The following is a 10,621-nucleotide window of genomic DNA, read 5'->3' on the forward strand; positions in this document are numbered from 1 at the left end:
CTTACCATTCCAGCGACACGCTGAGAATCCGCGCCTCTGCCTATCCTAATCGGAGAATCGGCAGCCAAAGAAATGCTTGGCGTTGCGTTAGATGTGGAAAGCCCTGTGACGCCCCCCCTATCTATACGCCTATCATTCGGCCCCACATCTGAAACTGAAGTTGCCGATGTGCCAGAACAGCTTGAAACTGATGATCCCACATTGCCCCCGATCCATTCATACGAATGGTCTTAAAAAGCATTATAAAGTGGCCGACCTTAAAATAAAATACCTTCGATAAAAACCAGCCACGTCAATCGAGAATTCAAGAAATTGATTAATTTCTCTTCTGAAGCCTATTCATAGCTTAGGCTCATCCGCCCAAGCCAAGTATTTGGCATAGCGAATCCAGTCGCTCTCGGAATCCGGTCAAAACTGGTGAAAGACCAGACTCCTGGCTGAGACACGCCAGATTGACAAGTCCTCTTAGTTCAAATCCACTATCGCCACGCCCCAAAATCAGCTGTCCTCCTTCGACATCAGAAACTGGATCCATCAGAACTGTCAATACCGCTTCCGCCATGGAAAACAAATGAGCATCGCCAAGATCAGGCAATATGCTCCAAATCCATAAACGATCGTCGTGCGTCGCCAACATCACATCGGGCAAATCCTGCAGTCCTATTGCCAATGTGGCTTGGGACTCCAATTTTCCGAGCGCTTCACGGGGAAAGCCCAGCCGCACTACGGCATCGCTCAATAAATCCGGCAAATCACAGCCGGAGTGGGTAGAAAAGGAAAGCGAATTCATCAATCATACCGATTGCCTAGATTAACCACATAATGCTTGCACATATTTCGACATTGGGCTTTCAAAAACCGCTCATTATTTACCACTCTCGCTTCACCATACCCTGCCACGACCATGCCCACTCTTGCGGCATTTGACTGGCTACCGTGCCGCGCCTGCGCAAAAAACCGCCGGCGCGAAGCGCGGCGGCGGTTTGCGGGAATGGCGCAGAGAAAGCTCAGGTGACTTTCATGCCCCGGCTGGCGAACAGCGCGCGCGCATGCGCAACTTGCTCGGCGGTGGGGATAGGCGTGTCGTCCAGCTGGTATTCCATGCCCAGCTGCGCCCACTTGTCCTTGCCCAGTTGATGGAAAGGCAGCACTTCCACCCGCTCCACCACATCGCCCAACGTGGCGATGAAATCGGCCAGGTGTTCGATGTCAGCATCGCCATCGGTGAGGCCGGGCACCAGCACGTAGCGTATCCACATCTTCTTGCCGAGCCTCTGCAAACGCTGGGCGAAGTCCAGCGTCGGCTGCAGCGGCTGGCCGGTCAGGGCCTGGTACTTGTCGGGATCGGAATGCTTGATGTCCAGCATCACCAGGTCGACATCGTCGAACCATTCATCCGGCACGCGCTCGTGCAGGAAGCCCTGGGTATCCAGCGCGGTATGCAGGCCGAAGCGCTGCTTGATCGCATGGAACAGCTCGCCGACGAACTCGTGCTGCATCAGCGGCTCGCCGCCGGAAATGGTGACGCCGCCGGCGAACTTGAGGAAGCGCGCGTAAGAGGCGACTTCGGACAGCGCCTGCTCCACCGTGACCTGGCGGCCGTTGTGCAGCTTCCAGGTATCCGGGTTGTGGCAGTACAGGCAGCGGAATTGACAGCCCGAGGTGAAAAACACGAAACGCATGCCGGGGCCGTCGACGCCGGCGCCGCTTTCGGTGGAATGCAAATAGCCTATGGTGCCGGCGCTGGCGCCTTGGGCGGTATGGTCTGCGGCGATGGGTGGGGTCATTGCCGTATCTCCGGTATATCCATGAAAAAGGCGGGGCGTTCCGGATGGAAGCCCCGCCCATTGCTGCTTGAGGCTAACTCAGCTTACATCTTGCCGTGGAAGGTGCGGTTGATCACGTCCATCTGCTGCTCGCGGGTCAGCTTGATGAAGTTCACGGCGTAGCCCGACACGCGGATGGTCAGCTGCGGGTACAGTTCCGGGTGCTCCATCGCGTCCAGCAGGGTTTCGCGCTTGAACACGTTGACGTTGACGTGGAAGCCGCCGCCGGCGATGTGGCGCTCGCCTTCGCAATCGAACGGCGTGCAGTTGGCGCTGCTGAACTCGGTCGGGTGCGCGGAGCAGAAACCGTCCAGGCAGTTGGCCAGGTTCAGGATGCGCTCTTCGGCGGTGTGGCCCAGCGCGTCAGGCGTGGCCGAAGCGGTCCAGCTGATGCCGTCCAGCGCCGAGTCGTACGGCAGCTTGGCCACCGAAGCGCCCGCAGCGACAAAGCCCTTCACGTCGCGGCCGTTCATCGGGTTGGCGCCCGGGGAGAACGGTTCGCCGGCGCGGCGGCCGTCCGGGGTGTTGCCGGTCTTCTTGCCGTACACCACGTTGGAAGTGATGGTCAGCACCGACTGGGTCGGCTTGGAGTCGCGGTAGAAGTACGGCTGGGCCTTGATCTTGTCCATGAAGGACTGGGTCAGCCACACGGCGATGTCGTCGACGCGGTCGTCGTTGTTGCCGTAAGCCGGGTAGTCGCCTTCGATCTTGTAGTCGACGGCCAGGCCTTCTTCATTGCGGATGATGTGAACCTTGGCGAACTTGACGGCGGACAGCGAGTCGGCGGCCACGGACAAGCCGGCGATGCCGCAAGCCATGGTGCGGATGATGTCGCGGTCGTGCAGCGCCATTTCGATGCGTTCGTAGGCGTATTTGTCGTGCATGTAGTGGATGCAGTTCAGCGCCTTGACGTAGGTGGCGGCCAGCCAGTCCATCATCTTCTCAAACTTGGGCATCAGCTCGTCGTAGGTCAACACGTCGCTGGTGATCGGCTCGAAGCCGTGCGCCACCAGCGCGCCGCTCTTCTCGTCGCGGCCGCCGTTGATCGCGTACAGCATGGCCTTGGCCAGGTTGGCGCGGGCGCCGAAGAACTGCATCTGCTTGCCGATCTTCATCGCCGACACGCAGCAGGCGATGCCGTAGTCGTCGCCCCAGTAAGGCAGCATCAGATCGTCGTTTTCGTACTGGATGGCGCTGGTGTCGATGGAGACCTTGGCGCAGAAGTTCTTGAAGCCCTGCGGGAAGCGGGTGGACCACAGCACGGTCAGGTTCGGTTCCGGGGCCGGGCCCAGGTTGTACAGGGTGTTCAGGAAACGGAAGCTGTTCTTGGTCACCAGGGTGCGGCCGTCTTCGCCCATGCCGCCGATGGATTCGGTCACCCAGGTCGGGTCGCCGGAGAACAATTGATCGTATTCCGGAGTGCGCAGGAAGCGGACGATGCGCAGCTTGATCACCAGATCGTCGATCATTTCCTGGGCGTCAGCCTCGGTCAGCGCGCCGGCGGCGATGTCGCGCTCGATGTACACGTCCAGGAAGGTGGACACGCGGCCGAAGGACATGGCGGCGCCGTTCTGTTCCTTGACGGCGGCCAGGTAGGCGAAGTACACCCATTGCACCGCTTCGCGGGCGTTGGCGGCCGGACGGCTGATGTCGTAGCCGTACTTGGCGGCCATCTGCTTCAGTTCGTCCAGCGCGCGGAATTGCTCGGACAGCTCTTCGCGCTGACGCATCACTTCGTCGGTGAAAGTGGCGTTGTCCAGCTCGTGGAACACTTGCTGGCGCTCGGCGCGCAGGAAGTCAGTGCCGTACAGGGCCACGCGGCGGTAGTCGCCGATGATGCGGCCGCGGCCGTAGGCGTCCGGCAGGCCGGTGATCACGCCGGACTTGCGGCAAGCCATGATTTCCGGGGTGTAGACATCGAACACGCCCTGGTTATGGCTCTTGCGATACTTTTCCCATACTTCCTTGATCATCGGGTCCAGCTTGAAGCCGAAGGCTTCCAGGCCGTTCTCGACCATGCGCAGGCCGCCGTTCGGCATGATGGCGCGCTTCAGCGGCGCGTCGGTCTGCAGGCCTACGATCACTTCATTGGCCTGATCGATGTAGCCGGCGTCGTGCGCGGTGATGGAGGAGCCGCGGTCGGCGGACACGTCCAGCACGCCCTTGGCGCGTTCCTGCTTCAGCAGTTCGCCCAGGGTATCCCACAGCTTCTTGGTGCGATCGGTCGCGCCAGCCAGGAAGCTGTCGTCGCCTTCGTACGGCTGATAATTCAGCTGGATGAAGTTGCGGACATCGACCTTGCTCTGCCAGTCGCCTGCGGCGAAGTCGCGCCACGGGTTGGCTTGGGTAGCATTTTGAGTGATGGCGTCCATCTGGTGCCTCCTTCTTGGCTGATCCAGTAAGTGTTAGATATTGAACACATCGTACATTCGGATTCGAAAATTTCGCTTGATCTTAGTCAAGTCAGCCACCGCTTTCGGCGCGTTTTCGATCCCGCGGCGCAACATGCCAGATGCGTCCAATGTCCTTATTTTCTCAATGGTTTATAGCAAAATCGGCACGGTACGCCATGTACCGCGCCGACTACATTCGAAATCGAACATCCACATGCCGTCCGCCGGCCGGAATGTTTCCCTACAGCATCAGACCGTCTGCAGCGTGTGGCGTTCCAGCTGGAACACCACCAGGCCGACGCCGATGGCGCCGCCGACAATATTGCCCAGCGTGGCCGGCACCATATTATGCAGGATGTCGCCCCACTCCAGGCCGGCCATGCCCTGCAGCTTGGCCAGCGCGAAGAAGGCCATGTTGGCGATGCTGTGCTCGAAACCGGAGAAGAAGAACACGAACACCAGCAACATGATGATCAGCAAGCGCGCCGCCTCGTTGGCCAGCCGCATCGGCACCCAGACCGCCAGGCAGATCACCCAGTTGCACAGCACGCCCTTCCAGAAGATCTCCAGGAAAGACGCATGCACTTTATGTTCCACCACGCTGAACAGCAGATGGTTGGCGGGCAGCGCGCCCATGCCGCCGGCGCCGGCCAGCACGGCGACGAACAGCAGCACGCCGATCAGGTTGCCGATATACACCACCGCCCAGCTGCGCAACAGGTTGCAGGTGCGGCAGCGTCCGCTCAGGCGGCCGACGGTGAAATACATCACATTGCTGGTGAACAGCTCCACCTTGCAGACGATGATGCTGACCAGCGCCACGCCGAAGAAGCCGGAAGTGGCGATGTAATAGCCGGAATCGCCGGCGGCGAAGAACACCTGGCCGAGTTTCAGGCTGACCGCGAGCACGACGGCGATCAGGGCGCCGGCCATGGCGGCGCTGAGCAGATAGCGGCCGGGCTCGGACAGCAGCACTTCCTGCTTGCTGGCTGCCTCGTCGACCACGTAGGCGAGGGTGGATGGGTGGCTCATTTCGTTTCGTCTCTTCAATAGTGGGTAAGCTGGCGCAGAGCGGACGCGGGCCGGGGCCGTTCGCATCCAGTGCGACTTCCCGCAAATTTTATGTTCGTTTTAGTAAATTTGTGTTTGATAACAATCAACACTGCATCCGGTCCCGTTCCGCGTCCACCCGGTTGACGGCCGCCAGCGCACGATCATCCCATCCCTATCCAGCGGAATAGCCACGTAGAAAATCAAGCGATTGATTTAAAAAATAATTTGGCAATATCAGCCATCGTATCAGGCAACCTGTCCACCGCAGGCTTGACTCCTCGCGGCCGGCCATGGATCAAACCCAAGCCAGGACTGGCCGCGCCCCAGTCTGAAGCTCACCAGTTTCGAAAGTAATATTGTTCATTTTTGATAATTATTTTTCGAAACTGAACATTTATGACCATGCCAGCAACTGGAGATAGTACTGTTTCGAACAACTTCAATCATAATCGAACAAACAGCTCAACCTTCCCGCCCCTCGCCCCACCACCCCAATCAAAAAACTTAAAAATCGTTTTAATTCAGCATCTTGAAAAGAAAACTCTGATTGCGCCCGGCAGACAGGCCACGCATCCGCATGCATGACAACGCCGGTTTCCATCCTGAGATTCATCACTTCAGCCTCTTTGGCGACGCAAATTTGTTGCCGAGCAATTACTCCACACAGCAATTGATGCCAAGCTTGCCTTGCAAGATGCGCGAAATATAAAAATTGGAATAATTTATGAATTAAAACATTTTCAAGAAATTTTATTGCTCAAAATATCTAATAATTAAAAATAATTTCAATAAAACCCATAAAGCATGATGAATTAATTTCGATTTTAGCTTCCTGACTGTGTTCATTTGTTCATTTGATGACAAATTTATCTTGATTAGAATCAACTGATGTTCTTAAATGTGTACCTTTCAAACTACAAAGCACTTACGATGAGCAGCAAGTCAACCGGATAGGCATCCACCGCTCGGGATCGCGCCGGTTAGAACAGCTTTCTCCCGATGGCCTGGTTTGAAAGACAAGGCTCAGGACATCGGACCTAGTAATTGCGAAATATTCGTTTTGTAAAAGGCACCTCATCATGTCTCAAGCAATCGCCTCAACCGCTCCCCGTTCCGGCTCGTCCGGATGGACCAAGCACGACACCACCTGGATGCTCGGCCTGTACGGCACCGCCATCGGCGCCGGCGTCCTGTTCCTCCCGATCAACGCCGGCATCGGCGGCCTGTGGCCACTGATGCTGATGGCCATCCTGGCCCTGCCGCTGACCTTCTTCGCCCACCGCGGCCTGACCCGCTTTGTGCTGTCCGGCAGCAAGGAAGGCGCGGACATCACCGAAGTGGTGGAAGAACACTTCGGCCTCGGCGCCGGCAAGCTGATCACCTTGCTGTACTTCTTCGCCATCTACCCCATCCTGCTGATGTACAGCGTGGCCATCACCAACACCGTGCTGTCCTTCCTGACTCACCAGCTGCACATCGACGTCGGCTCCAGCCTGGCCGTCCGCGCGGTATTCGCGTTGGCGCTGATTTTGGGCCTGATGTCCATCGTCCGCCTCGGCGGCCAGGTCATCGTCAAGGCGATGAGCATCCTGGTCTACCCGTTCGTCGTCGTGCTGATGCTGCTGGCGCTGTACCTGATCCCGCAATGGAGCACCGCCGCCATCGACCAAGCCGGCAGCCTCGGTAACGCGCTGTCCAGCGGCGCCTTCTACAAGACGTTGTGGCTGGCCATCCCGGTGATGGTGTTCTCGTTTAACCACTCGCCCATCATCTCGTCCTTCTCCGTCGATCAGCGCAAGCTGCACGGCGACGACGCCGAGCAGGCTTCCAGCCGCGTGCTGATCCGCGCCCACATGATGATGGTGCTGACCGTGATGTTCTTCGTGTTCAGCTGCGTGCTCAGCCTGAGCCCGGCCGACCTGGCGGCAGCCAAGGCCCAGAACATTTCCATCCTGTCCTACCTGGCCAACCACTTCCAGAACCCGGTCATTGAATGGGTCGCCCCGGTGATCGCCATGGTCGCCATCAGCAAGTCCTTCCTGGGCCACTACCTGGGCGCCAAGGAAGGCTTCAACGGCCTGGTGATCAAGCAGTTGCGCCAGAAGGGCAAGACCATCGAGTCGTCCAAGCTGGACCGCTACACCGCCGTATTCATGATCGTGACCTGCTGGGCCGTGGCCACCTTCAATCCGTCCATCCTGGGCATGATCGAAACCCTGGGCGGCCCGGTGATCGCGATGCTGCTGTTCCTGATGCCGATGTACGCCATCAAGAAAATCCCGGCGATGAAGAAATATGCCGGCCAACCCAGCAACATCTTCGTGACGCTGATCGGCCTGATCGCCATCTCCGCCATCTTCTACGATCTGATCGCCTGATCGTAAGCAAACAGGCCGCGGATCGCGGCCTGTTCTCCTTCTGTACCAGCTTCAAAGAGGTAGCATCATGTTCAGCATGAGCGACATCTACAAAATCGGCGTAGGCCCCTCCAGCTCCCACACCGTCGGCCCGATGAAGGCCGGACACCAGTTCCTCGGCGCGCTCAAGGAAACCGGCAAATTCAACCAAGTGAACCGTGTCCACGTCGACTGCTACGGCTCGCTCGCCCTCACCGGCAAGGGCCACTGCACCGACCAGGCCATCATCCTCGGCCTCGCCGGCAACCTGCCGGACACCGTGGACCCGGACGCCACCGCCAGCCTGATGGCCGACGTGGAACAAACCAGCCAGCTGACGCTGGGCCGCACCCACCAGCGCGTGGCCTTCGGCATGGATTTCCACACCGCTAACCTGCCGCTGCACGAAAACGGCATGCAGATCCACGCCTTCGTCGATGACGAAAAAGTTCTGACCAAAACCTATTACTCGATCGGCGGCGGCTTCATCGTCGACGAAGAGCACTTCAACCAGTCCAGTTGCAGCGACACCCCGGTGCCCTACCACTTCGTCACCGCCCAGCAACTGATGGACATGTGCGAAGAAACCGGCCTGTCCATCGCCGCGCTGGTGATGGAAAACGAAAAAGCCTTCCACGAAGTGGGCGAGGTGCAAGCGCACTTCCGCCGCGTGTGGGAAGTGATGAAGAGCAGCGTCGAGCGCGGCATGCGCACCGAAGGCAACCTGCCCGGCCCGATGCGTATCCCGCGCCGCGCGCCGGCCCTGCACCGGATGCTGACCAGCTCGCTCACCGTGGCCAAGGACCCGATGAGCGTGATGGACTGGGTCAATATGTACGCGATGGCGATGTCCGAGGAAAACGCCGCCGGCGGCCGCGTGGTGACCGCGCCCACCAATGGCGCCTGCGGCATCGTGCCGGCGGTGCTGGCCTACTACAACCACTTCATCCAGCCGCTGGACGACGACAGCTGCCTGCGCTTCTTCCTGTCCTCCGGCGCCATCGGCTGCCTGTTCAAGCTGAACGCCTCCATCTCCGGCGCCGAAGTGGGCTGCCAGGGCGAAGTGGGCGTCGCTTGTTCGATGGCCGCAGCCGGCCTGACCGAACTGATGGGCGGCAGCCCGTCCCAGGTGTGCATGGCGGCCGAAATCGCCATGGAGCACAACCTGGGCCTGACCTGCGACCCGGTGGCCGGCCAGGTGCAGATCCCCTGCATCGAGCGCAACGCCATCGCCGCGGTCAAGGCGATCAACGCCGCCCGCATGGCCATGCACCGCGTCAGCAGCCCCAAGGTGTCGCTGGACAAGGTGATCGCCGCCATGTACGAAACCGGCAAGGACATGGACGCCAAGTACCGTGAAACCTCCTGCGGCGGCCTCGCGCTGCAGATCAAGGTGGAGAACAAGGCGGTGCCCACTCAGGCCATCCGCTGGGTCGACGACGCGGCCTGACCCCCGCGAGTTCCCATCGACGCCGCCGGCTACCCGGCGGCGTTTTTGCATGTGGCGCGAATGGCAACACCGCGCGAACCCCGCCGCATCTGACATTCCACGCGCCCTGACCATCTCCGCCTGACAGTTCCGACTAAAACAGACCTGTCTTTTCTATCAGTATTCGCAGCCTCCCCCGCCGGCTGCGGCACATACTCGCCGCATAACCGGTCCGAAACCGTTTCCCGCAAGGCCTTCAGAGCCTTCCCGCTCGCATCGGGCGTCGCGTCCCGCGAATCCGGATGCCAACGATAAAAACTCGCTAGTGGCTGTGTCGCTTTTCCTCATTGGGGCATGACTCCGCCATGCGCTTACCCGCGCAGGGCCGAGGCTTTTTCATCAATCCCGAGCAAGACAGGTCCGCCGCGCGCCGCGCGGGGGCCGTCATGGAGATTCACGATGAGTTTGATCAAAGTTGGCCTTGTCGGCATCGGCGCGCAAATGCAGGAAAACCTGCTGCCGTCCTTGCTGCAGATGCAGGACATACGGATCGTCGCCGCCTGCGACAGCGATCTGGAGCGGGCGCGGCGCATCCACCGCTTCATCTCAGACATCCCGGTGCACGACAACGTGCCGGACATGCTGAACCAGGTCCAGCTGGACGCGGTGATCATGGCCGGCCCGCCGCAGCTGCACTTCGAAATGGGGCTGCTGGCGATGGGCAAGGGCGTCAACGTGTTCGTCGAGAAGCCCCCGTGCTCGACGCTGGAGGAGCTGGAAACGCTGATCGACGCCGCGAACCGCAGCGAGGTGGTGTCCGGCGTGGGCATGAACTTCAAGTTCGCCCGCCCGGTGCGCCAGCTGCGCGAAATGACCCAGGTGGACGAATTCGGCGAAACCCTGCACATCCAGCTCAACCACTACGCCAACAAGCCCCGCGCCCCGCTATGGGGCCTGGACTCCACGCTGCGCTCCTTCCTGCTGGCGCAGGCGATCCATACCATAGACCTGGCCATCACCTTCGGCGACGGCGAGCTGCGCCGGGTGCAGTCCAGCGTCCAGCGCCACGAGGACGCGCTGATCGTCAAGGCCGACATGGCCTTCTCCTCCGGCGCCACCGCCAGCTTGCTGGCCGGCACCAGCTTCCCCTACTTCGAATTCGACATGAAGCTGGTCAGCTCCAGCTCAACGCTGGTGGAGCTGGACAACCTGTGGAACATCACGCTGCACGAGCCTGAGCACGCCACCCGCCCCACCGGCGCCGCCAAGCGCTGGCGCGGCGCCTGGCAGCCGGGCCCCCTGGACTCCGGCTACGAACGCAGCGGCTACCACGGCGAGCTGCACCAGTTCTTTCAGGCGATACGCGAACACCGCCGCTTCGAGGCAGACTTCGCCAGCCTGCTGCCCACTTATCGCGTGATCGAGGAAATCTGCTCCGCCGACGCCGTGGCCCAAGGCCTGCAGAACCCCCACAGCCGGATACGCACCGGCATCGAATCGCTGTCGCTGTAATCGAACAGGAGC

The 10,621-nt window shown here is 60.1% G+C and carries 8 protein-coding genes; 3 read left to right on the forward strand and 5 right to left on the reverse strand.

Features of this window, described 5'->3' with window-relative positions:
* Positions 1-352 precede the first annotated feature (352 nt).
* The 5 genes from ACX17K_RS17415 to ACX17K_RS17435 form a co-directional block, all read right to left on the reverse strand.
* Positions 353-790, reverse strand: coding sequence for an InvB/SpaK family type III secretion system chaperone (locus ACX17K_RS17415; protein ID WP_493775766.1), 438 nt, complete (start codon positions 788-790; stop codon positions 353-355).
* Positions 791-1,007: 217 nt separating this feature from the next.
* A complete protein-coding gene (gene pflA / locus ACX17K_RS17420) occupies positions 1,008-1,787 on the reverse strand; it encodes a pyruvate formate-lyase-activating protein (RefSeq protein ID WP_493775767.1) in 780 nt (259 codons plus the stop codon).
* 83 nt (positions 1,788-1,870) lie between these two features.
* Complete coding sequence (gene pflB, locus ACX17K_RS17425; protein ID WP_046168155.1) at positions 1,871-4,198, reverse strand: formate C-acetyltransferase; 2,328 nt, start codon at positions 4,196-4,198, stop codon at positions 1,871-1,873.
* 270 nt (positions 4,199-4,468) lie between these two features.
* On the reverse strand, positions 4,469-5,251 hold the full coding sequence (locus tag ACX17K_RS17430) for a formate transporter FocA (protein ID WP_231151443.1): 783 nt from the start codon (positions 5,249-5,251) through the stop codon (positions 4,469-4,471).
* A 460-nt stretch (positions 5,252-5,711) separates the two neighbouring features.
* Positions 5,712-5,885, reverse strand: coding sequence for a hypothetical protein (locus ACX17K_RS17435; RefSeq protein ID WP_493775768.1), 174 nt, complete (start codon positions 5,883-5,885; stop codon positions 5,712-5,714).
* 466 nt (positions 5,886-6,351) lie between these two features.
* Between ACX17K_RS17435 and ACX17K_RS17440 the strand changes: the two genes are divergently transcribed.
* From ACX17K_RS17440 to ACX17K_RS17450, 3 genes are all read left to right on the forward strand, one after another.
* A complete protein-coding gene (locus ACX17K_RS17440; protein ID WP_493775769.1) occupies positions 6,352-7,650 on the forward strand; it encodes an HAAAP family serine/threonine permease in 1,299 nt (432 codons plus the stop codon).
* Between the two features lie 67 nt (positions 7,651-7,717).
* Complete coding sequence (locus ACX17K_RS17445; RefSeq protein WP_493775770.1) at positions 7,718-9,118, forward strand: L-serine ammonia-lyase; 1,401 nt, start codon at positions 7,718-7,720, stop codon at positions 9,116-9,118.
* A 438-nt stretch (positions 9,119-9,556) separates the two neighbouring features.
* Positions 9,557-10,609 carry a Gfo/Idh/MocA family protein gene (locus ACX17K_RS17450; protein ID WP_493775771.1) on the forward strand — a complete coding sequence of 351 codons (1,053 nt, stop codon included), beginning with the start codon at positions 9,557-9,559 and terminating at the stop codon, positions 10,607-10,609.
* The last annotated feature ends 12 nt before the right edge of the window (positions 10,610-10,621 follow it).

Source organism: Chromobacterium sp. INPA-IVC (assembly GCF_059047085.1).

Excerpts from the sequence above, each read along its gene's own strand:
- ACX17K_RS17415 (WP_493775766.1), bottom strand. The coding sequence starts at position 790 with ATGAATTCGCTTTCCTTTTCTACCCACTCCGGCTGTGATTTGCCGGAT.
- pflA (WP_493775767.1), bottom strand. The coding sequence starts at position 1,787 with ATGACCCCACCCATCGCCGCAGACCATACCGCCCAAGGCGCCAGCGCC.
- pflB (WP_046168155.1), bottom strand. The coding sequence starts at position 4,198 with ATGGACGCCATCACTCAAAATGCTACCCAAGCCAACCCGTGGCGCGAC.
- ACX17K_RS17430 (WP_231151443.1), bottom strand. The coding sequence starts at position 5,251 with ATGAGCCACCCATCCACCCTCGCCTACGTGGTCGACGAGGCAGCCAGC.
- ACX17K_RS17435 (WP_493775768.1), bottom strand. The coding sequence starts at position 5,885 with ATGAATCTCAGGATGGAAACCGGCGTTGTCATGCATGCGGATGCGTGG.
- ACX17K_RS17440 (WP_493775769.1), top strand. The coding sequence starts at position 6,352 with ATGTCTCAAGCAATCGCCTCAACCGCTCCCCGTTCCGGCTCGTCCGGA.
- ACX17K_RS17445 (WP_493775770.1), top strand. The coding sequence starts at position 7,718 with ATGTTCAGCATGAGCGACATCTACAAAATCGGCGTAGGCCCCTCCAGC.
- ACX17K_RS17450 (WP_493775771.1), top strand. The coding sequence starts at position 9,557 with ATGAGTTTGATCAAAGTTGGCCTTGTCGGCATCGGCGCGCAAATGCAG.